The sequence below is a fragment of the Pseudomonas sp. ICBG1301 genome (assembly GCF_016918385.1).
GTDB lineage: Bacteria > Pseudomonadota > Gammaproteobacteria > Pseudomonadales > Pseudomonadaceae > Aquipseudomonas > Aquipseudomonas palleroniana.
On record NZ_JAEKGB010000003.1, the window covers coordinates 531813 to 554099 of the forward strand.

Here is a 22287-nt window from a genome sequence, read left to right on the forward strand (position 1 = left end):
TAACTAAGCAGGCACTGTGGCGCACGGTCGTTGCGTAGGCTGAGGTTTCCATCAGTGACGGACGACCGCTCATGTCAGACCGCAAAACCCCAGCACCGCGCCCCGAAGGTGTGTTCCATGCCGACCTTCGGGGTGTTCACTACGACTTTATCAAGGCCCGCGTGCCGAGCTGGTTCAGCCAGGCGCGGGCGCCGCGCCGGCAGGAACTGGCCGACCACGCGCTGGTTTTGCCCGCGTGGTACATCAAGGCCTCGGGCACCCAGAAACAAGCGCTGGCCGCCAGCCATAGCCGGTACCGCGCAATCTTCAATCAGGTCGATGCCACCCTTGCAACGATCCAGGATGTGCAAGCGTTCGCCGAACCCTTGCTCAAAGCCGCGATCAAGCAACGCTTCAAGCTCGATATAGATGTGCGCAACGTCTACCTGGCGCGCAAGTTCGCGCCCGGCGCCCGTGATGATTTCTATGGTTTTTTCAGCTTTGACCGCACCCGCACATCGCGGCTGGATGAGGAGTACCGGGGCGTGTCGTTGCTGGAGGTGGCGCTGGCCAACTTCCTGCCCGAAGAAGAACACCCGGCGCGTTGCGCCGATTGCGAAATCATCACCGGCTGGGGCCGCTACGACGGCGACGTCATCCCGGACTTCGCGGCGGTCAACTCCCAGGCCAAGCCCATTGCACCTTCTGCGTTCGCCAAACTGTGTCGCAGCCTGGATCTGGGTCGCCTGTACCAGCAACACATCAAGGATATCCTGCAACCCAAGGACGAGAAAAAACGCCAGGCGCTGGTCAAGCAACTGCAGGAGCATCAGCGCCAGCAACTGGCGCTCAGCACTGAAATCGCCTGGCAGCAATTCGCCAAGAAGCCCAACAGCTACCTGGTCGGTGCCGGGATCAGCAGTGATGCCTACCGGATGCTCAAGCATGTGCTCGCCGCCAAGGCCGCCCCGACGCTGGATGGCCGCCCGGTGACGTTCGCCAACCTGCAGTTGCTGGGCGTGGAGCTGGTCGGGCCGTTGTTGATCGGGCCAAGGCGCAAGCGCGCGGCGCGGGTCGAGCGCCTGGTGGTGTACCTGCCCGATGACCCACAGCAACCGCTGAAGGAATACGCCAACCTGTACGAGTTTCTGGCCGATTTGGGCGAGCGCTTGAAGAGCCTCGAGTACCGGCGCTTCTTCAGCCGGTTCGTGCCGGTGTCCGAGCAAGGAGCGTTCTTCGACAAAATCAACGCGCTGTACCGGCCTTCGCGGTCGGTCCAACCCGCGGAGCTGGCGATGGACGAATCGACCATCAAAGGCGACCTGTGGCAGCACCGCCACCAGGCCCATGTCGACAAAATCCTTGCCGATGCCCGCGCTGTGGCGGTGCCCACCGATGACGAAGACGCCAAGGCCCGTGCGGCCCGGTTGGAAGGTTTCAAGGATGCCGTGCTCAGCGTGTTCAACCTGGCCGCCTTCGTGGTGCCGGGCCTGGGGCCACTCATGCTGGTGGTGGGCGCCGCGCAGATGTGCGAGGAAGTGTACGAGGGCATCGATGCCTATGAACAAGGCGAGACCCGTGAAATGTGGGCGCATTTTTCCAGCATCGCGCTGAACGTGGCCATGCTCGGCACCGGCGCCACCGTGCTGCCCCACGTGCAAGTGTCCGGTGTGGTCGAGGCGCTCAAGCCGGTGATCCTGGCCGACGGCAAGCAGAAGCTGTGGAACCCGGACTTGTCACGCTACAAAGCCAATATCCAGCTGGCCACGGATGCCAAACCCGACGGCCTGGGCCTGTACCGTCACGAGGGAAAACCGGTGCTGGTCCTTGAAGGCAAGCACTATCAGGTCGAGCAGGAAACCAGCACCGGCCAGTACCGTGTGCAGCACCCAGACCGCACGGAGGCCTATCGCCCGCTGCTGGAACACAACGGCGAAGGTGCCTGGACCCACGAAGGCGAAGACCCGCTGACCTGGGGCGAGGCGACCTTGCTGCGGCGACTGGGCAAACCGGCCGCCGACCTCAGCGCCGAGCGCTTGCAACAGGCGCGCCTGGCCAGCGGGGTCGAGACCGAGGCGCTGCGTGAAGCGTTGTTCGACCAGCACGCCACGCCGCGGCTGTTGGCCGACAGTCTCAAGCGCTTTGCCTTGCATCGCGAGCTGGAGAACAGTATCGAGCAATTGCGCAGTCGCAATCCTGCGACCTACGCCAAGGCCGATGCGACGCTGCAACTGGAGCTGATGAAACGCCGTGGCATGCTTTCCAACGAGCCCTCGCTGCGTGTGCTCGGCAGTGACGGGCGCGAGCTATGGAACGACCCGGCGCCCGCGTCCCAGGTTCGCCGGGTCGTCGCACTGGATGCGGTGCAACAAGCGCGGGGCGAATTACTCGAACAGGTGCTGTACACCCTGCAAGGCACCGACCCGGCGCTCAAGGACATACCCGGCATGGCCGCGCAGACGCTCGGCGAACGCGCCGCCCAGTTGCGCCTGTACCTGGCCGACGCCGCCGAACAGCTCAAAGGCTCGCTGCTGGAAGAACGCTATAAGGCGCAGAACTGCTCCGCCGATGTCGACGTGCAGCGTGTGCTCAACACCTACCCGCAATTGCCCGCGCCGGTGGCCAAGCTATTGCTCGATGGGATGAGCGCCGAGGACCTGCAAGTCTTTCGCAGCAGCCGGCGCCTGCCCGGCCCGATCCATGAGCGGCTGCGCTGGAGCGAGCAGGAGGTCCGTGTATCCCGCGCCTATGAGGGCCTGTTCCTCGACTCGATGAGCAATATCGACACTCAGCGCCTTGCGCTGCGCACCTTGGAACTGTTGCCGGGCTGGGCACGCGGTACACGCCTGGAACTGCGCGAGCATTTTGCCGAGGGCCAGGTGCTGGATGCCATCGGCCATCCCGAGGCCACTGCGCGGCGAATCCTGGTGCAGGACGCCGATGGGCAGTTTCAGGGCGAGGACTTTTACACGGCGCTGTGGCAAGTGCTCACACCGGCCGAACAACAGGCGATGAATTTCACCCACGTGACGCAGCTCAAGTCGGCCATCCTGCGCAACCCCTTGCCACGCGAACCCTTGCGTACGGTGTTGCTCGATCACCCGTTACGCCGCCCGGTCATTGATCCCACGATGCGCCTGCTCGGGGGAGGGCGCGGTTTCAAGCAACTGGTGAACACGCTGCGCAGCAATGAGGCGCGGGTGCGGCGCTTGTACCCTTCGTTTTCCGATGCCGATGTCAGTGTGTATATCCAGTTCCTGGGGGCCGATGTGCGGGTCCGGTTGACGCAACTGGAAGCTGACTACGCCAACCTGGATCGCAGCCTCAAGGCGTGGGTGCGCGCCACCGATACGCCGTCCGATGCCAGTGGCGCACGGTTCGCCATGGACATTCGACGTTGCTGGCGCCGCGAAACCGGCAGCGAACTGTCGCTGTCGGCCATCGCCCCGCGCAGCCTGCCGGCGCTGACCGCCGATTTCAGCCACGTGCAGGAACTGGCCCTCGGCAAAATCGTCTGGAATGCCGACACCCAGGTCTTCCTGAAAAACTTCACGCACATCCACGAACTGCGCATCAGCGATACCGGTATGACCGAACTGCCCGATATTGTCGGTGACCTGCACCAGCTGACTCATCTGCGCTTGCGCGGCAACCGCATTCGCCTGACCGACGCCAGTGCTGAAAAACTCGCCGGGCTGGATCAACTGCAAAGCCTTGACCTGGCCGGCAACCCCCTGCACATAACGCCGGATTTCACTGCCCTGCAGCGTCTCAAATTCCTCGACCTGAGCAATACCGGCATCACCCAGTGGCCCCGGGGCCTGCTGAGCCAGGCCGACCTGCTGCGCGTGGACCTGCGCAACAACCAACTGAGCGAGATCCCGCGAGAACACCTCTACCCGCAGGCCGAACATTTCCAACGCACGATACAGATCAATGGTGTGACGGTGATCGGCGGCAACACGTTCTCCGAAGCCTGCATGCTGGAGGTGGACAACTATTGGAAGCGTTTGGGCGAGGTCGTACCGGAGTTGGCGCAGAGTGGGATTGCCGATGCGTTTTCCGTCGAGTCCCCCGCCATTTTGACGGTGCAGCGCATGTACCCGGACAAGACCATCAAGGCCGCCAGAGAGCTGATCTGGAGCCTGGGCGATGGCGCCGAAGCAGAGTTGGCGCGGCGTGCGACCGAGTTCGACAGGCTGACCGAACAGCTCAACGCCTGGGCTTTCTCCGGTGGCGGCGCCAGTGAACGCTATATTCGCTCCGATCAACTGCGCAGCAACGCGACGACGCGGGATGACCGCTACATCGCCAAGTCACGCATCCTGCAATGCTGGCGTCGCGAGGCGCCGATGAAACTGGCCCATGACGGTACTCCTATCGGCCTCGAGCTGGACCTGGGCAATCTGCGGCTGCCCAGCCTGCCGGACCTGGATGCGGATTTCTCGCATGTCGGTTCGCTCAAGCTCAGCGGGATGGCGCTGAGCGCCTCCCCCGAAGGTTTCCTGGCGCGTTATCGCAGCGTGCGCTGGCTGGATCTGTCGAACAACCAACTGCGTGAACTGCCACCGGCCCTGGGCGAGATGCACGGGTTGACGCGCTTGTTCTTGCAGAAAAACCAGATCCAGTTGACCCCGCAGACCGCCGAGGTCCTGGCCGGTCGCAGCAGCCTGCGAGCGTTGTGGCTGGACAACAACCCACTGGGCATCGCGCCGGATTTCAGCCGGATTCCCGACATGCGTTCGCTGAGCCTGAAAAACGTCAATATCGACACCTGGCCGCCGGGGTTGGGTGAGCAGCCGCTGCTGGACATGGTCGACTTGAGCGGCAACCAGATCACCACGCTACCGGACTTCCTGGTCGCGCCGCTGCCCGAGCAACGGGCGCAATCGGTGCGCCTGAGCCGGGTGGCCAACGTGAGCAACAACCCGCTGAGCGAAGCGACGCTGGCGCAGGTGCGGGTGTATTCCGAACGCCTCGAGCAGAACGCATTGAGTGAGCCGGGCAGCCCGAACCTGTTGGTGGTCTCGGCCTTGCGCATTGCTCACCGTGAACTCTTGAATACGGCCCCAGGGTTGGTGTTCGAGCGCTGGAGCCTGGGTTTTGCCGAGGAGCAATTGGCGACGCGCAGGGCTCAGTGGCTGGCACTGCGGGAACGGCCGGGGAGCGCGGGGTTTTTCCGGATGCTCAGCGATTTGCAGGTGGTCAGCGAGCAGCACACCGACCTGCAAGGCCGTGTCTGGGAGGTGATCGACTGCATCACGCAAAACAGCAGCGAGTCGGAGCGCCTGCGCGAGCAGATGTTCGAATGGGCCGGCCGGCCGGCGTGTTGTGATCGGGCGGCGTTGTCGTTCAGCAACCTCGAAGTCATGGCGATGGTCTACAAGGCACGGGCAGCCGCCACCGACGCGACCCAGGGCGCGGCATTGCGCACTCTGTCGCGAGGGTTGTTCCGCTTGGATGAGGTGGAAAAAATCGCCCTCAACGACATTGCCGAACGGACCGCTGCCATCAACGCCACGCCGCATTTGAGCAATGCCGAGAAAGCCCGGCGCATCAGCCGCCTGGAGGAGGTCGAAATCCGCCTGGCTTATCGCTTCGGCCTCAAGGGCGCCGACCAGCTCGACTTGCCCGGCCAACCGGAACAGGTGCGATTCACCCACATGGGGAGTGTCACCCAGGCGATGCTCGACAGCGCTCGCACGCGGGTGCTCGCACTCGACAATTCGCCGCAGGAGTTCGAAGCGCTGTTGTCCCGGGACTTCTGGCTCGACTACGTGACGCATAAATACCGCACGCAGTTCGATGCCCTGAGCAAGCCGTACCAGGAGCGCCTGGCGGTGCTGTACGAGCAGTCCGCGAGCGGCCTGCTGACCAGCGATGAATATGCGGCACAGGCCAAGGACTTGCAGGCCCAACTGGCGATCGAAGAGGCCAACCTGATCGAAGCGTTGACCCGTGAGGAGCTGGCCGCAAGTTAAAACAGGAAATAGCGCTGCGCCATCGGTAGCATTTCCGCCGGCTCGCACCACAGCAACACGCCGTCGGCCTTGACCTGGTAGGTTTGCGGGTCGACGTCGATCTGCGGCAGGTAGTCGTTATGGATCAGGTCGGTTTTCTGTACCGAGCGGCAGCCCTTGACCACGCCGATCTGCTTTTTCAAACCCAAGGCTTCGGGCAGCCCGGCGGCAAATGCCGCCTGGCTGATAAAGGTCAGGCTGGTGGCCTGCAGCGAGCTGCCGAAGCTGGCGAACATCGGGCGGTAGTGCACCGGTTGCGGGGTGGGAATCGACGCGTTGGCATCGCCCATCAGGCTCGATGCGATCGCCCCGCCCTTGAGAATCAACGTCGGCTTGACCCCGAAAAACGCCGGGCGCCACAGCACCAGGTCGGCCCACTTACCCACTTCGATCGAGCCCACTTCATGGCTGATGCCGTGGGTGATCGCCGGGTTGATGGTGTACTTGGCGATGTAGCGCTTGATGCGGAAGTTGTCGTTGCCCACGCCGTCGCCGGGCAGGGCGCCGCGCTGTTTCTTCATCTTGTCGGCGGTCTGCCAGGTGCGCGTGATGACTTCGCCGACGCGGCCCATGGCCTGGCTGTCGGAGCTGATCATGGAGAACGCGCCGAGGTCGTGCAGGATGTCTTCGGCGGCGATGGTTTCGCGACGGATGCGGCTTTCGGCAAACGCCACGTCTTCGGCAATGCTCGGGTCCAGGTGATGGCAGACCATCAGCATGTCGAGGTGTTCGTCGATGGTGTTGCGGGTGAACGGCCGTGTCGGGTTGGTGGAGCTGGGCAACACGTTGGGGAAACCACAGGCCTTGATGATATCCGGCGCATGGCCGCCACCGGCACCTTCGGTGTGATAGGTGTGGATGGTGCGCCCCTTGAGCGCGGCGAGGGTGGTTTCGACGAAGCCGGACTCGTTGAGGGTGTCGCTGTGGATCGCCACCTGCACGTCATACTCATCGGCCACGCTCAGGCAGTTGTCGATACTCGCCGGGGTGGTGCCCCAGTCCTCATGCAGCTTCAAGCCGATGGCGCCGGCCTTGACCTGCTCGATCAGCGGCTCGGGCAAGCTGGCGTTGCCCTTGCCGGTAAAACCGATGTTCATCGGGAACGAATCGCTGGCCTGGAGCATGCGTGCCAGGTGCCAGGGCCCGGAGGTGCAGGTGGTGGCATTGGTGCCGGTGGCCGGCCCGGTGCCGCCGCCGATCATGGTGGTCACGCCGCTGGTCAGCGCCTCTTCGATCTGCTGCGGGCAGATGAAGTGCACGTGGCTGTCGATACCGCCGGCGGTGAGGATCATGCCTTCGCCGGCGATCACTTCGGTGCTGGCGCCGATGGCGAGGGTCACACCGGGCTGGATGTCCGGGTTACCGGCCTTGCCGATGGCGGCGATGCGGCCGTTCTTCAAACCGACGTCGGCCTTGACGATGCCCCAATGGTCGATGATCAGCGCGTTGGTGATGACCGTGTCGACGACTTCATGGGCGAGTAATTGGCTCTGGCCCTGGCCGTCGCGGATCACCTTGCCGCCGCCGAATTTTACTTCTTCGCCATAGACCGTGAAGTCTTTCTCCACTTCGACGAACAGCTCCGTGTCGGCCAGGCGGACCTTGTCACCGACGGTGGGGCCGTACATGTCGGCATAGGCTTGTCTGGAAATTTTCATCGCACGTTATTCCTCGATCGTTCCCACGCTCTGCGTGGAAATGCAGCCCTGGACGCTTTGCGTCCGCTCTTAAAGTCGTGACGCAGAGCGTCACCGGATGTATTCCCACGCGTAGCGTGGGAACGATCAGTGAAGCCCCTAAAGATCACCCATGATTTTCCCGGCGAAGCCAAATACCCGCCGTCCACCGCTCAAATCCACCAACTCGATTTCACGACTTTGCCCCGGCTCAAACCGCACCGCCGTGCCCGCTGGAATATTCAGGCGCATGCCACGGCTGGCGGCGCGGTCGAAGGTCAGTGCGTCGTTGGTCTCGAAAAAATGATAATGCGAGCCGACCTGGATCGGTCGGTCGCCGCTGTTGGCCACGCTCAGGCTGACGGTGCGCCGGCCCACGTTGAGTTCGATGTCGCCAGGCTGGATCTGATATTCGCCAGGAATCATGCAGGTTGCCCCAGTGTCTTGAAGTAGATGGCGGTCGGGGTGTAGCGCCCGTCCGGGCTTTGGCAGTAATCGGGCAATTCGCCCAACTTGGTGTAGCGCAGCGCCTGGTAGAAGGCTTCGGCGGCCGAACCGGCCTCGGTGTCCAGGTACAGCAGGCCACGCTTGTGCTGGCGGGCGGCGAGTTCCAGGGTATGCATCAATTGTTGGCCCAGGCCATGACGCCGCGCGCTGCTGTGCACCAACAGCTTCTGCACCTCGGCGCGGTTCAGGCCGTTGGCTTTCTGGCACAGCGCCAATTGCACGCTGGCGATCACCTGCTCCTCACGGACCACCACCCACAGCAACAGGCTGCCATCCTCGATGCTGGCCTGCACGCCGCTCAGATAGACGCGGGCCTGGGCCTCATCAAAGTCGGCCATGAACCCGACGCTGGCGCCATGCTTGACCGCGTCCAGCAACAGCTCGACCAGGCCCAGACGGTAATGGGCAAAACTTTCAGCATTCACTCGACGCAGGTGCGTGGCGCTCATCGGTGTCACTCCTGGGGTGGCTCGGCACCCGGGTTCAGGGCCAGTTGCATGAAGGTCAAGTCCAGCCAGCGGCCAAACTTGATACCGACTCGGGGCATCTGCCCGGTCGTTATAAAACCTTGGCGCTCATGCAGGCGGATCGAGGCCTGGTTGCCGCTTTCGATGGCGGCGACCATGACGTGTTTGCCGCAGGCCCGCGCGCGTTCGATCAGGGCCTCCATCAAGCGTGGGCCGACCCCTTGACCGCGTTGGTCGCTGCGCACATACACCGAGTGCTCGACGCTGTAGCGAAAACCTTCGAACGGCCGCCAGTCGCCGAACGAGGCGTAGCCGGTGACTTCATTGTTTTCGGTGGACACCAGCACCGGATAACCCTGGGCCTGACGCGCACTGAACCAGGCCAGGCGGTTGGCCAGGTCCACCGGTTGTTCGTTCCAGATCGCCGTGGTGTTGCGCACCGCGTCGTTATAGATATCGCGGATCGCCGGCAGATCCTGTTCGGTTGCATCACGAATCATGGGGGGCCTCAGGCGATGGGTTGGTGGACGGTGACCAGCTTGGTGCCGTCGGGGAAGGTGGCTTCCACCTGGATGTCTGGGATCATTTCCGGGATGCCCTCCATCACTTGTTCACGGCTGAGCAAGGTGGTGCCGTAGTGCATCAGGTCGGCCACGGTGCGGCCATCGCGGGCACCCTCCATCAAGGCGGCGGAAATGTAGGCGATGGTTTCCGGGTAATTGAGCTTTACACCGCGCGCCAGGCGCCGTTCGGCGACCAAGCCGGCGGTGAAGATCAACAGCTTATCTTTTTCCCGTGGGGTCAGGTCCATGGTTCAGGTGCTCCAGATTCGGGGTGAAACGGCTTCCCGGCCCAGCGTCGCCGGGCGCAGCAGCCGCCATAAATCGATCAGCCAGGCGCGTGCCAGCAGCGCTTCGCCGGCCAGGCAGCGGGCGACCAGCAGGCCGGGCAGTTGGGTCAGGTCGCCGCGCACGGCGTGAGGCAGGGCGCGGCAGGTGTCCAGCAGTTCAGGGTCGATGTCGGCCGTCAGCAGCAACGTCGCAAAGACCGGCTGCCCGTCCAGGCCGATGGGTGAGTCGAGCAAACCGTCGGCACCTACAATGCGCTGGCGCTCATGCCAGAGCAACCGGCCATCGCGGCGGATATCCAGGTGTGATTGAAAGTGGCCGAGGTCGAAGCGTTCGTCGCTGGCCGGGCGGCCTAGGGCGACCACATCCCAGTAGAACAGCCGGGCGTCGCCGTGCAGCTCAATACGGGTGCTGAGCTCGGCTTGAGCGGCGCTGAACACGATGGTTTCCTGGGGCAGCCACTCCAGGGTGGCGCCGGCTTCGACGGTCAAGTCCAGGTGCTGGAAGGCCGGGCTCTGGGCGCGGTACCACTTGGCCGCGCCGGGGCTGGTCAACTGCGCCCAGGCGCCTTCGCCCACCCGTGCGCTGATCGCCAGGCGGTCGCCACCGGCGATTCCGCCGGGCGGGTGCACGATGATGTGTTGGCACACCTCGGGGCCTTCAGCGTACAAGTGCTTTTGCACCCGTAGCGGGCCGAGGTGGCGACGCATCACCGGGCGCGTCGTGTCGCCGAAACGCGCGTAGCCGAGTTCCAGCGCGGCATGCCAGCTGGGGGTGAACAGGGCAGGGGAAACGGGCAGGTTCATGGCAGAGTGCTTATCGTTGGAAGGCTACAGATTAGATGGTTACCAAGCCGCGTACACCCTCGCGTTCCATATTTTCACCACGGCCTTGCTGCAGGATTTCACCGCGAGACATCACCAGGTACTGGTCGGCCAATTCGGCGGCAAAGTCGTAGAACTGCTCGACCAGCAAGATGGCCATATCCCCGCGCTCAGCGAGCTTCTTGATCACCGCGCCGATCTCCTTGATCACCGACGGCTGGATGCCTTCGGTGGGTTCATCCAGGATCAGCAGCCTCGGTCGACTGGCCAGCGCCCGACCGATAGCGAGCTGTTGCTGCTGGCCGCCGGACAGGTCGCCACCACGGCGATGTTTCATCTGCAGCAGCACCGGAAACAATTCGTAGATGAAAGCGGGCACTTCCTTGGCTTCTGAGCCTGGAAAACGCGAGAGCCCCATCAACAGGTTTTCTTCCACCGTCAGCCGCCCGAAAATTTCACGGCCCTGGGGCACATAGGCGATACCGGCCTGTACGCGCTGGTGCGGCTTGAACCCGGTGATGGCCTTGCCCTCCCAATTGACTGCGCCTTCCTTGGCCGGCAACAGGCCCATCAGGCACTTGAGCAGGGTGGTCTTGCCCACGCCGTTACGGCCGAGCAGGCAAGTCACCTCGCCGATCTTCACCTCGAAGGACAGCCCGCGCAGGATGTGGCTACCGCCGTAATACTGGTGCAATTTGTCGACTTGCAGCATGTTCAAACTCTCCTCAATCGATCGTTCCCACGCTCTGCGTGAGAATGCTGCTCAGGACGCTCCGCGTCCGCTCTTAAAGTCGTGACGCGGAGCGTCACTGGATGCGTTCCCACGCGGAGCGTGGGAACGATCAGCGGTCCGTGGCAGGTTTAGCGACCGAGATAGACTTCGATCACCCGCTCGTTTTCCTGTACCTGCGCAAGCGACCCTTCGGCCAGCACGCTGCCCTGGTGCAACACGGTGACGTGGTCGGCAATCGAGCCGACAAAGCCCATGTCGTGTTCCACCACCATCAACGAATGCTTGCCCGCCAGGCGCTTGAACAGTTCGGCGGTAAATTCGGTTTCGGCGTCGGTCATGCCTGCCACCGGTTCGTCCAGCAGCAACAACTGGGGGTCTTGCATCAGCAGCATGCCGATTTCCAGGAACTGCTTCTGGCCATGGGACAAGAGCCCGGCCGGGCGCTGCGCCGAGGCGCTGAGGCGGATGGTGTCGAGTACCTCGGCAATGCGGTCTTTCTGTTCGCCGCTCAGGCGCGCGCGCAAGCTGGCCCATACCGACTTGTCGGTCTTCTGCGCCAGCTCCAGGTTTTCGAACACACTGAGGGCTTCGAACACCGTGGGTTTCTGGAACTTGCGGCCAATCCCGGCCTGGGCGATCTGGACTTCGCTCATACCGGTCAAGTCCAGGGTTTCGCCGAACCAGGCGTGGCCCTGGCTGGGGCGGGTCTTGCCGGTGATCACATCCATCAGCGTCGTCTTGCCTGCCCCGTTGGGGCCGATGATGCAGCGCAGTTCACCGACGCCGATGTACAGGTTCAAGTCGTTGAGCGCCTTGAAGCCATCGAAGCTCACACTGATGCTCTCAAGGGTCAAAATGGTGCCGTGACGGGTATTCAGGCCCTTGCCGGCGGCCTGGCCCAGGCCGATGGCGTCGCGGCCGATGCCGGCATCGAAAATAGGTTCAAGCATGACGTTCCTCATTTCTTCAGCAGCCCGATAACGCCCTTGGGCAGGTACAGGGTGACGATGATGAACAGCGCCCCGAGGAAGAACAGCCAGTATTCCGGGAACGCCACGGTGAACCAGCTCTTCATGCCGTTGACCACACCGGCGCCGAGCAGCGGGCCGATCAACGTGCCGCGCCCGCCCAAGGCCACCCAAACGGCCGCTTCGATGGAGTTGGTCGGCGACATTTCGCTGGGGTTGATAATGCCCACTTGCGGTACATACAGCGCCCCGGCCAAGCCGCACAGCACTGCACTCAACACCCACACGAACAGCTTGAAGCCACGCGGGTCGTAGCCGCAGAACATCAGGCGGTTTTCCGCGTCACGCAGGGCCGTGAGCACCCGGCCGAACTTGCTCTTGGCCAAGCGCCAACCGATCAACAGACTCGTGACCAGCAACAGCACCGTCGCGACGAACAACACCGCTCGCGTGCCAGGCTCGGTAATGCCGAACCCGAGGATGCTGCGAAAGTTGGTGAAACCGTTGTTGCCGCCAAAGCCGGTCTCGTTGCGAAAGAACAACAGCATCCCGGCAAAGGTCAGGGCCTGGGTCATGATCGAGAAGTACACGCCCTTGATCCGCGAACGAAAGGCGAAGAAACCGAACACCAGCGCCAGCAGGCCTGGCGCCAGGACCACCAGGCACAACGCCCAGAGAAAGTGTTGAGTGCCGACCCAGTACCAGGGCAATTCGGTCCACGACAAAAAGGTCATGAACGCCGGTAACTCATCCCCGGCGGCCTGGCGCATCAGGTACATGCCCATGGCGTAACCGCCCAGCGCAAAGAACAGGCCGTGCCCGAGGGACAACATGCCCGCATAACCCCACACCAGGTCCAGCGCGAGGGCGACGATGGCGTAGCAGAGGATCTTGCCCACCAGGGTCAGGGTGTAGGCCGAGACATGCAACGCGTTGTCCGGCGGCAACAATGACAGCAGCGGCAGGGCGAGCAACACCACGAGGACCAGCGCGCCCAGCGCAATCGTCAGCTTGGGGCCGGCCTTTTGCGTGGCCGTCAGCATCAATGGTTGGTTCATCAGTCGATCACCCGTCCTTTCAGTGCGAAGAGTCCCTGCGGGCGTTTCTGGATAAACAGAATGATCAGCGCGAGGATCAGGATCTTGCCCAGCACCGCACCGATCTGCGGTTCCAGGATCTTGTTGGCGATGCCCAGCCCGAAGGCTGCCGTCACGCTGCCGGCCAACTGGCCGACACCGCCGAGCACCACCACCAGGAACGAATCGATGATGTAGCTCTGGCCCAGGTCCGGGCCGACGTTGCCGATCTGGCTCAGCGCCACGCCGCCCAAGCCGGCGATGCCGGAGCCCAGGCCAAAGGCAAGCATGTCCACACGCCCGGTGGGCACACCACAGCAGGCCGCCATGTTGCGGTTCTGGGTGACGGCGCGCACGTTCAGGCCCAGGCGCGTCTTGTTCAGCAGCAACCAGGTCAGCATCACCACGCACAGGGCGAAGGCGATGATCACGATGCGGTTATAGGGCAGCACCAGGTTGGGCAGCACTTGAATACCCCCGGACAGCCACGCGGGGTTGGACACCTCGACGTTCTGGGCGCCGAATACCAGGCGTACCAGCTGGATCAGCATCAGGCTGATGCCCCAGGTGGCGAGCAGGGTTTCCAGCGGGCGGCCATAGAGGTGACGAATCACCGTGCGTTCCAGGGCCATGCCGATGGCGGCGGTGACGAAAAACGCCACCGGCAGCGCAACCAGCGGGTAGAACTCGATAGCTTGCGGCACATAGCGCTGCATCATCAGTTGCACCACGTAGGTCGAGTAGGCGCCGAGCATCAGCATCTCGCCGTGGGCCATGTTGATCACGCCGAGCAGGCCAAAGGTAATCGCCAGGCCGAGCGCCGCGAGCAACAGGATCGAGCCCAGCGACAGGCCGCTGAACGCCTGGCCGAGCAGTTCGCCCAGCATCAATTTACGCTTGACCTGGGCCAGGCTGGTTTCGGCGGCGGTGTGCACGGCCGCATCGGTTTCCACGCCGGGGGCGAGCAGCGCTTCGAGGCGGGTGCGCGCCAGCGGGTCGCCGGTGCCACCCAATAGGCGTACGGCGGCGAGGCGAACAACGGGGTCGGTGTCCACCAATTGCAGGTTGGCCAAAGCCAAGCTGAGGGCGGTGTGCACGCCTTTGTCGGTTTCGGCGGCGACTTGCTGGTCGAGAAATTTCAGTTGCGTGGGCTGTGCGCTTTTTTGCAGGGTCTGTGCAGCGGCCAAGCGCAGCTTGGGATCGGCAGCGAGCAATTGCTGGCTGGCTTGTACGTTGTCGATCAGGCCGCGCAGACGGTTGTTCAGGCGTACGGTTTTGGTTTCACCGTTGACCGTGAGTTGGCCTTGTTGCAGGGCGTCCACCAACTCGATGCGTGCAGGGTCGGGCTGGGCGGCCCAGTCCTGGAGCAGCTTGGCTTGTTGGGCCGGGTTGGCGGCAAGGAAGTCTTCGGCGTCGTTGGCGTGTGCGGCAAAGGGCAGCAACAGCAGGGCCGTCAGGATGAAGCGGTAAAGGGCAGTGGGCATAAACAAGTTTCCTATAGATCGTTCCCACGCTCTGCGTGGGAATGCCGCCTTGGACGCTCTGCGTCCGCGTTGTGACGCAGAGCGTCACGCGATGCATTCCCACGCAGAGCGTGGGAACGATCAGTACCGCGGGCTTAGTTGCTCTTGACGGCGTAATCCGGCTTCTTGTCATTCCCCGGGATGTAAGGGCTCCACGGCTGGGCGCGGATCGGCTCCTGGGTCTGCCACACCACCGAGAACTGCCCATCGGCCTGGATTTCGCCGATCATCACCGGCTTGTGCAGGTGGTGGTTGGTCTTGTCCATGGTCAGGGTGAAGCCCGACGGCGCGGCGAAGGTCTGGCCGGCCAGGGCTTCGCGCACTTTATCGACGTCGGTGGACTTGGCTTTCTCCGCGGCCTGCGCCCACATATGGATGCCCACGTAGGTGGCTTCCATCGGGTCGTTGGTCACCGCTTTATCCGCGCCCGGCAGGTTGTGGGCCTTGGCATAGGCTTTCCAGTCTGTGACGAATTTCTTGTTCACCGGGTTTTCCACCGACTGGAAGTAGTTCCAGGCAGCGAGGTTGCCCACCAGCGGTTTGGTGTCGATGCCGCGCAGTTCTTCTTCACCGACGGAGAACGCGACCACCGGCACCTCGGTGGCTTTCAGGCCCTGGTTGGCCAGTTCCTTGTAGAACGGCACGTTGGAGTCGCCGTTGACCGTGGAGATCACCGCAGTCTTGCCGCCGGCGGAGAACTTCTTGATGTTGGCGACGATGGTCTGGTAGTCGGCATGGCCAAACGGTGTGTAGACCTCTTCGATGTCTTTGTCGGCGACGCCTTTGGAATGCAGGAACGAGCGCAGGATCTTGTTGGTGGTGCGCGGGTAGACGTAGTCAGTGCCCAGCAGGAAGAAGCGCTTGGCGCTGCCGCCTTCTTCGCTCATCAGGTATTCCACGGCCGGGATCGCCTGCTGGTTCGGCGCCGCACCGGTATAGAACACGTTGGGCGACATCTCTTCGCCTTCATATTGCACCGGGTAGAACAGCAGGCCGTTGAGTTCTTCGAACACCGGCAACACGGATTTACGCGACACCGAAGTCCAGCAGCCGAACACCACGGCGACCTTGTCCTGGGTCAGCAACTGTCGGCCTTTCTCGGCGAACAGCGGCCAGTTCGACGCCGGATCGACGACCACCGGTTCAAGCATCTTGCCGTTCACACCGCCCTTGGCGTTGATCTCATCGATGGTCATCAGCGCCATGTCTTTGAGCGACGTCTCGGAGATGGCCATGGTGCCGGACAGAGAGTGCAGGATGCCGACCTTGATGGTCTCGGCGGCCTGTACGGTCCAGGTCAGGCCCATGGCGGCAATGGATGCCGAAAGAGTGAAAGCCTTGATCAAGCTGCGACGCTTCATGGTGCGTTCTCCGTGAACCCGAGTTTTTGTTGGACAGATGACAGGGCTTTTGCAAGGGGCATGCCCGCTTTGTCCGCCTGCACAATCAACGTCTCAGGCGCGGTTTGCTGCGTAGGGCGTGCACTATATCGGCGCTCGCTTTCAAGGCGGGTTCACGCGTTGCACAGTGCTGGTGCGGGACGACTAACTATCTAACGCCTTGGTCAGGTTGGGGTGTTCAGGATGTCGGGACATTCGAACACACACCCAAGGAGCCCCCATGGACGATTCTTTTTCACGCGATAAACGCGCCGCGTTGCCCCAGGGGCACGCCAAGCTGGGAGCCTTGACCCCGGCGTTCATCAGCGCTGATGACGTGGCGCGCTATCTTCATGAACGTATCGGCAACCAACACGACAAGGAGTACGGTTGCGTGATCCTGCAGCGGCACTCGGACCATTTGTATGTCGGCACCGAGCCCCGGGCGGATCGGCCGACGACGTTCGACTTCACACTGTTGCTCGACCGCATCAGCGCCGATGGCGAATACCGCCAGCCGGACGGCTATACGCTGGTTGCGACGTTGCATTCGCACCCCGACACCCAGGCCGACACCCAGAAGAAAAACCCGCGCTTTACGGTGCAGCAGGTCAAGGCCTTCATGAGCTTCTATTCCATTCCGGATGTGATCCTTGCCCAGCAAGACCGGCTGACGCTGCCCTATGCATATCTGTCCGGCCCGGACGGCACGTTGCTGCGCTATCAGGTCAGCCACTCGGAGGAGGAGGCACAGTATGCGCGGTGGTTGTCCGAGAGCGGCCCGTGGGACTCGCCGCATGCCCATGACGGCAGCCTCGAAGGGGTGTTCAAAAAACTCGCCGCGGTCGGCACCCTGCGATTTCTGCTTTCCAGTCCCAATTGGGGGGGATCGGTAGGGGACGTGCCTGCCGATTGGCAACCCTATCAGCCCTTTAGCGCGGCGCCGCTGCCGATACCGTGTGGCCCGGTGTTCACCGGCCAGGAGCAGGCGCTGGCGTATGCCTGGACGCGTATCCAGCGCCAACCCACCGTACGACAGCAGGTGCTGGTGTTACAGCACAGCGTCAAAGGCCTGTATATCGCTGCCGAGCCGCAACCGCCCGCTCAGCTCAAGCAACTGCCGCCCCTGCCGGACGGTTTTCACCTGCACGGTGTGTACCTGCATTCGCGACCCTTGCCTGGCAACTATCCCGAGCTGGAAGCCTGGTTGTACAAGAACTTCATCAGTCCGCTGGAGCTGGCGCAGTGCATTGCCCAGTTTCGTGGCTATGCGCTGGCACAGCCCTCGACCCTGGGCGCCTCGCTGTTTATTCGCCTGCGGGATGAGGCGCTGTTGCGTTATCGCTTCTCCGGCTCGGCGGACGAATCACTGCTATTTGCGACTGAGGCCGATGGTGCGGTTCGTGATCAGGGCTTGCAGGCGCAGTTGGCCGGCGGCGCCTTGCTGACGCGCGACTATGTGCTGCGCGTGGCCAGGGCCGGCGAGCTGACGGTGGAAAAAACCAGTGCCCTGTGGGATCGCCCCGGAGTGGTCGACGCACACTGGCGCCCTTATTCGAACCGCGTACTGATGCCGCTCAAGCAGGCTTTTCTATCGGCCGACGACGCCGCCCGGCACGCGCACCTGCACATCGACGAACAACGCGACCAGGCATATGGCGGTTTGATCCTGCAACGCAACGACGGGCGCTTCGTCGTCACTGACCCGGTGCGGGCTCAGGGCAGCCCGTTCGCGCTGGATGGCGGCTACCCGAAGGACCGCCAGGGGGGCCTGATCATTTTGCACGCCGGCCATCGCCTGCATGCACGATATGGGTCGCGCCAGGCATTGTGGAAAACTGACCGCGCCCAGGGCACGCGACTCAAGTGGAGCCATCAGGAAGCCGAGCTGCATGCGCAGATGTTCAGCGATCTGGATATACAGGCCATCCTGCAATCCCATTGTCCGGGTTATCTCTCGGGAACGCAGGACAGTCTGATCGCATTCCAGCCGGGCGAGGCCACGGCGGCCTGGCGTCAGCAGTGGCAGACACCGGCCTCCGGCGGCATGAGCCCGATCGCCCAACGCCTGGACAGTGGCGCGATCAAGCCTGCCGACGTTGTGCGCATCCTGGCTGAGCCTGGCACTCTGCGCGTGATGACCGCCAGCACGTTATGGGGGCCGGCGGAAAAGGTCGAGACGGATTGGGCGCCGTTCGCACGGGTGCTGGAGTTTCAACGGCCCGACGAGTTGAGCTATGGCGCCGTGTTCGCCAGCGCCGACGCCGCGGCCCTGGACCTGCATTATCGGCAACCGGAGCGCGCCTACCCGCGCTATGCCAGCGTCTTCTTCGCGTTCATCTTCAAACACCAGAGCCGTGAAGAGTATGTGGCCAGCGAGTGGGTGCCGGTCACGCAGAAAACCCCACTGCTGTCGCTGCCCGGCGTGTCCGCCAACCCGGTGCCTGAAGGCTTTGCCTGCCAAGGCCTGTACTACACCCGGCAAACGGCGGGCAACCGTTCGACGGCATGGCTGGAGCGACTGTTTATCCTGCCCGATGACTTGAGCACGGCCATCATCGAGGGGCGCACCGCGATTCCCGCCTCGGGCCGTAGTTCGACGATTTACATCGCGCCGCCGGAAGGTGCCTTGCTGAGTTACCGATCGCCCTCGCCCCGTGGTCTGTTCGAGGCCGAGAGCAGCGGTGACAGCGTCGAGCAGATCAAGGCCAAGTTGAGTTTCGGTACCCTGGACGGGCTTGGGTTCGTGCGCAAGGTGGCTGCCGCCGGTGAGTTGCGGGTGGTTGCCGCCAGCCCCTGCTGGGACCGCCCGGGTATCGTCTCGGCCACCTGGGAGGCTTATGCGCATCTGCCGCGTCGGCACATGAGCGCGGCGTTCCTGTCGATGGACGATGCCGCCCGCTACGTGTGCAGCAGAATGTCACGAGGGGGCGGCACAAGAAGCTATGGCGGGGCGATTCTGCGTCGCGATGACGGCTGGTTCATCGCCAGCGAGCCGTTATGGCTTGCCGATGAGGCGTTGGAGCAGAGCACGTTGTTTCCCGATGAGCTGGTGGCCCGTGGGCTTTACCCCGAGCGCTGTAAATTGGTGGCCTATTATTCTTCGCGTCCAGTGGCGCGCATGCCGTTCCTGCTGACGAGCGAGCAGGCCACGGTGTACAGCAACATGTTTTCCACCCGGCTGCTGGCCCACGCGATGAGTGAGGGGCACAAGGGCATCACGCACTACTCGCTGGGGCAGGACGGTTCGCTGATTCGCCTGCTGGCGACGGCCCGGGTCAAATACCCGCTGATCACTCAGGCCAACCTGGTCATGCGCCCGCACAACCGTCGCGGCTGGCTCTATGGCGAGACTGAACGCGTGATGCGCTCCGGCGAGTTGACGCCAGTGGAGTACGTCAATCGGGTCGCCGCCTCGTTCTCCCTGGACGTGGTGCTGGGTAGCGCGCTGTGGGGCGCGCCAGGGCCGGTGTCGGGTTGGGTGCCTTACGCCACGCCGCAGAGCGCCGAGCGCGGTTATGTACGAGCGCGGCATGACCCGGCGTTTGGCCCGGTCTGTACTCAATTGGACGATGCTGCGCGGTCGTTGTCCCCGGCGCTGACGATGTGCGATGAGCTGCAGATCGGTTATCTGCTCAAGTCCCAGGACGGTCACTTCGTCGCGACCTTGCCGATCAAGGACAGTGGTGCGCGGTTCGCCCATCGACGGGTGTTCAGTGACGCGGGTTACCCGCGTGGCTACGCAATGGCCGGGCTGTACTTTTGCGTGTCGCAGCCTGTCGAGTTGCGTCCCCGTGGCGTCACCATCAGTGGTGACGAGATTTTTCAGGGGCTGTTTTCGCCCTACGACCTCAAGGATGCGCTGTATCAGGTCCGTGGCACCCGTGAACGTGCGAGCCTGCCGCTGTACATCTTCTGTGCCGACGGCGCCTTGCTTAAGTTCGTGGTGGTCAACGATCGGTTTGTTCAATACCGCGACCTGTCGGATTTGCACGCACGGGTGCTGAGCCCGCGCGATTTCATCCGGCGCATGGCGGCGGCCGGCGACATGCGCATCCTGCGCTCCAGTGACAACTGGCCGGGCCTTGGCGTGGTGGACAGCCAGTGGCAACCGGGACGTTCGCAGGGTGTGCCGGCACCCGACGAACACCCCCTGAGCCTGGGGCCGGTATACATCCATGCTGAGGATGCGGCGCTGCATATCCATGAGCTGGCGGGGCAGTTTGCCGGTAAACAGTTCCTGGGGGCGCAGCTGAAAAACACGGCGGGCAGTGGCTACCTGCCGGTCCTTCCGACGCTGGACCAGGGCTACCCCTCCCTGGTCGCCGAGCGCTTGTTCCCCCAGGCTTTCAAGGGCATCGGCCCGGCCCGCAGGGTGCCGCAGCTGCCTGATGGCTACCGGTTCTGCGCCGCGCACCTGGTGTTTCACGACGGGCTCGACCAGCCTGCAAGGGCGAGTGAAGACAATTACCGCAGGTCCTTCGTCTCGTGGCGTGAAGTGGGTTTCTACGTCCACACCTTGAAGAGTGCCGGGGTGGCGATCAACGCGCTGTTCCTGACCACACGCGATGGTGCCCTGTTGAGCTACCAGCCGAGTTTCAGCAACGATGAGTACAACCTGTTGGACGCCGGCCTTAAATGGTCCCAGGCCGGCGGTTACACCGCGTATGCGCCAGCGCCCTCCCATGTGGTTCTGGAGCTGGCGCGCCTCGGTGAGTTGCGGGTGATTCACCCGTCGGCGTTCTGGCGTTTGCGCGGAAAACTCGGCGCGGACCTGGCCTCCTCGGTCGGCGAGGTGGTGCTGGTGCCGACCAAGGACGAGCTATGAGCCGCTCGCGCTTTGCCAGAAAAACCGTGACAACACCAGCCGGTCCAGGGCCCACATCAACACCAGTGAAACCCCCACCAACGGGAACAGGAGCGCCAGGGCGAATATAATCACCATTGCGGTTTTCCACTTGGGCAGGTCATGGCGCAGCGGTGGAACGCCTAAGCTGCCCGCCGGGCGGCGCTTCCACCAGATCACCAGGCCGCTGACCGCGCTGAGCAGAATCATCAGGCAGATCAGCAAGACGATGATCTGGTTCACCACGCCGAACATCTTGCCCTCGTGCAGCATCACGCCGGTCTCGGTGGCGCGTGCGACGTTGTTGTAGTGCTCCCAGCGCACATCGGCCAGGACCTTGCCGGTGTATTGATCCACATGCAGGGTGGCGTCGTTGCGCGGGTCGTCGGCGAATACCGCGACCGTGAATACGCCGGTGGCCGTGGTGGGGAAGGTGATGCTGTAGCCGGGCTCGACCTTGTGTGCGTTGGCCAGGTCGACCACCTGTTGCAGGCGCAGCACCGGTGCGGCTGGGCCTGTATGCATGGCGCCGTGGTTCATGTGTTCGGCATGGTCGCCGGACATCGGCATGGGTGTGTTTTCCACGGCCCACGGCACGGTCTGTTGGCTGGCGGTATTGAGGGTGCGGGCCTGCTGGTCGGATTGCGGCACGTTGTTCCACATGGCGTCCGGGAAGCGGTTCCACAGCTCGGCATACTGCTTGCCCCAGAAGCCGGTCCAGGTCATGCCGCTGAGCAACATCACCAGCAGAAACGCGGCGCCCCAGAAACCGACCACGGCATGCATATCGCGCCAGAACACCCGGCCGCGTGCATTCAACCGAGGCCACAACACACCGGCCGCCGACTTGCCGCGCGGCCACCACAGGTACAGGCCCGACACCACCAGCATCACGCCCCAGCCGGCGGCGAGTTCCACCAGGCGATCGCCGACGGTGCCGATCATCAGCTCACCGTGCAGGGCACGGGCGATGGCTTGCAGGTTGTATTTGGCGTCCTGTTGGCCGAGCACGGTGCCACGATACGGGTCGACGAATACCGTCACTTCGCGGCCGTCGTTGTGCATGACGAACTGTGCGCTGCGGGTGGCGTCGGCCGGTGGCAGGTATTTGCTGATCCGGGCTCGGGGGAACGCAGCCTGGGCTCGTTGCAATTGCTCATCGGCACTCAGGGCATGCTCGGCGCTGGGCACGGTCAGCAGGTCGCCATACATCAGCGGGTCGAGCTGGGGTTTGAACAGGTAGATGATGCCGGTGAGGGCCAGCAACACCATGAACGGGGCGACGAACAGGCCGGCGTAGAAGTGCCAGCGCCAGGCCAGGTTGTAGAAGGAAACTTTTTGAGTGGACATCAGGGGCTCCGCAAGGCGTTGGTTTTTTTGTGTCAGGTAGGCCGCTAATCGGGGGCAAGCCCCTTCCCACATTGGAATGCATTGCAAATGT

Annotated in this window: 14 protein-coding genes; 2 read left to right on the forward strand and 12 right to left on the reverse strand. The window is 63.2% G+C overall.

Features of this window, described 5'->3' with window-relative positions; translation table 11 throughout:
* Positions 1-71 precede the first annotated feature (71 nt).
* Complete coding sequence (locus tag JBE38_RS09560; protein ID WP_205344183.1) at positions 72-5960, forward strand: NEL-type E3 ubiquitin ligase domain-containing protein; 5889 nt, start codon at positions 72-74, stop codon at positions 5958-5960.
* Here JBE38_RS09560 and ureC read toward each other — a convergent pair.
* From ureC to urtA, 11 genes are all read right to left on the reverse strand, one after another.
* Complete coding sequence (gene ureC / locus JBE38_RS09565) at positions 5957-7657, reverse strand: urease subunit alpha (RefSeq protein WP_205344184.1); 1701 nt, start codon at positions 7655-7657, stop codon at positions 5957-5959. The two genes, JBE38_RS09560 and ureC, sit on opposite strands and share 4 nt — an antisense overlap.
* 138 nt (positions 7658-7795) lie before the next feature.
* A complete protein-coding gene (locus tag JBE38_RS09570; RefSeq protein ID WP_060755055.1) occupies positions 7796-8101 on the reverse strand; it encodes an urease subunit beta in 306 nt (101 codons plus the stop codon).
* Positions 8098-8631 carry a GNAT family N-acetyltransferase gene (locus tag JBE38_RS09575; protein WP_090367086.1) on the reverse strand — a complete coding sequence of 178 codons (534 nt, stop codon included), beginning with the start codon at positions 8629-8631 and terminating at the stop codon, positions 8098-8100. Before JBE38_RS09575 ends, JBE38_RS09570 begins: the two co-directional genes overlap by 4 nt.
* Positions 8632-8636: 5 nt before the next feature.
* Complete coding sequence (locus JBE38_RS09580; RefSeq protein WP_205344185.1) at positions 8637-9149, reverse strand: GNAT family N-acetyltransferase; 513 nt, start codon at positions 9147-9149, stop codon at positions 8637-8639.
* A gap of 8 nt (positions 9150-9157) precedes the next feature.
* Positions 9158-9460, reverse strand: coding sequence for an urease subunit gamma (gene ureA, locus JBE38_RS09585; RefSeq protein WP_003171437.1), 303 nt, complete (start codon positions 9458-9460; stop codon positions 9158-9160).
* Positions 9461-9463: 3 nt separating this feature from the next.
* Positions 9464-10303 carry an urease accessory protein UreD gene (locus tag JBE38_RS09590; protein WP_205344186.1) on the reverse strand — a complete coding sequence of 280 codons (840 nt, stop codon included), beginning with the start codon at positions 10301-10303 and terminating at the stop codon, positions 9464-9466.
* Between the two features lie 31 nt (positions 10304-10334).
* Complete coding sequence (urtE, locus tag JBE38_RS09595; protein ID WP_090367080.1) at positions 10335-11033, reverse strand: urea ABC transporter ATP-binding subunit UrtE; 699 nt, start codon at positions 11031-11033, stop codon at positions 10335-10337.
* 149 nt (positions 11034-11182) lie between these two features.
* On the reverse strand, positions 11183-12016 hold the full coding sequence (gene urtD / locus JBE38_RS09600; protein WP_162493818.1) for an urea ABC transporter ATP-binding protein UrtD: 834 nt from the start codon (positions 12014-12016) through the stop codon (positions 11183-11185).
* On the reverse strand, positions 12013-13080 hold the full coding sequence (urtC, locus tag JBE38_RS09605) for an urea ABC transporter permease subunit UrtC (protein WP_090367076.1): 1068 nt from the start codon (positions 13078-13080) through the stop codon (positions 12013-12015). Before urtC ends, urtD begins: the two co-directional genes overlap by 4 nt.
* Positions 13080-14582 (reverse strand): urea ABC transporter permease subunit UrtB, encoded by a 1503-nt coding sequence (gene urtB / locus JBE38_RS09610; protein WP_205344187.1) that lies wholly within the window; start codon positions 14580-14582, stop codon positions 13080-13082. Before urtB ends, urtC begins: the two co-directional genes overlap by 1 nt.
* Before the next feature lie 134 nt (positions 14583-14716).
* Positions 14717-15982 (reverse strand): urea ABC transporter substrate-binding protein, encoded by a 1266-nt coding sequence (gene urtA / locus JBE38_RS09615; protein WP_205344188.1) that lies wholly within the window; start codon positions 15980-15982, stop codon positions 14717-14719.
* 259 nt (positions 15983-16241) lie between these two features.
* Here urtA and JBE38_RS09620 point away from each other — a divergent pair, with 259 nt between their 5' ends.
* Positions 16242-20828: a DUF4329 domain-containing protein gene (locus tag JBE38_RS09620; RefSeq protein WP_205344189.1), complete on the forward strand. Its 4587-nt coding sequence runs from the start codon at positions 16242-16244 to the stop codon at positions 20826-20828.
* On the opposite strand, the gene JBE38_RS09625 is transcribed toward JBE38_RS09620, so the two are convergent.
* Complete coding sequence (locus JBE38_RS09625) at positions 20823-22196, reverse strand: PepSY-associated TM helix domain-containing protein (protein WP_205344190.1); 1374 nt, start codon at positions 22194-22196, stop codon at positions 20823-20825. The genes JBE38_RS09620 and JBE38_RS09625 overlap by 6 nt on opposite strands.
* Between the last annotated feature and the right edge of the window lie 91 nt (positions 22197-22287).

Excerpts from the sequence above, each read along its gene's own strand:
- JBE38_RS09560 (WP_205344183.1), top strand. The coding sequence starts at position 72 with ATGTCAGACCGCAAAACCCCAGCACCGCGCCCCGAAGGTGTGTTCCAT.
- ureC (WP_205344184.1), bottom strand. The coding sequence starts at position 7,657 with ATGAAAATTTCCAGACAAGCCTATGCCGACATGTACGGCCCCACCGTC.
- JBE38_RS09570 (WP_060755055.1), bottom strand. The coding sequence starts at position 8,101 with ATGATTCCTGGCGAATATCAGATCCAGCCTGGCGACATCGAACTCAAC.
- JBE38_RS09575 (WP_090367086.1), bottom strand. The coding sequence starts at position 8,631 with ATGAGCGCCACGCACCTGCGTCGAGTGAATGCTGAAAGTTTTGCCCAT.
- JBE38_RS09580 (WP_205344185.1), bottom strand. The coding sequence starts at position 9,149 with ATGATTCGTGATGCAACCGAACAGGATCTGCCGGCGATCCGCGATATC.
- ureA (WP_003171437.1), bottom strand. The coding sequence starts at position 9,460 with ATGGACCTGACCCCACGGGAAAAAGATAAGCTGTTGATCTTCACCGCC.
- JBE38_RS09590 (WP_205344186.1), bottom strand. The coding sequence starts at position 10,303 with ATGAACCTGCCCGTTTCCCCTGCCCTGTTCACCCCCAGCTGGCATGCC.
- urtE (WP_090367080.1), bottom strand. The coding sequence starts at position 11,033 with ATGCTGCAAGTCGACAAATTGCACCAGTATTACGGCGGTAGCCACATC.
- urtD (WP_162493818.1), bottom strand. The coding sequence starts at position 12,016 with ATGAGGAACGTCATGCTTGAACCTATTTTCGATGCCGGCATCGGCCGC.
- urtC (WP_090367076.1), bottom strand. The coding sequence starts at position 13,080 with ATGAACCAACCATTGATGCTGACGGCCACGCAAAAGGCCGGCCCCAAG.
- urtB (WP_205344187.1), bottom strand. The coding sequence starts at position 14,582 with ATGCCCACTGCCCTTTACCGCTTCATCCTGACGGCCCTGCTGTTGCTG.
- urtA (WP_205344188.1), bottom strand. The coding sequence starts at position 15,982 with ATGAAGCGTCGCAGCTTGATCAAGGCTTTCACTCTTTCGGCATCCATT.
- JBE38_RS09620 (WP_205344189.1), top strand. The coding sequence starts at position 16,242 with ATGGACGATTCTTTTTCACGCGATAAACGCGCCGCGTTGCCCCAGGGG.
- JBE38_RS09625 (WP_205344190.1), bottom strand. The coding sequence starts at position 22,196 with ATGTCCACTCAAAAAGTTTCCTTCTACAACCTGGCCTGGCGCTGGCAC.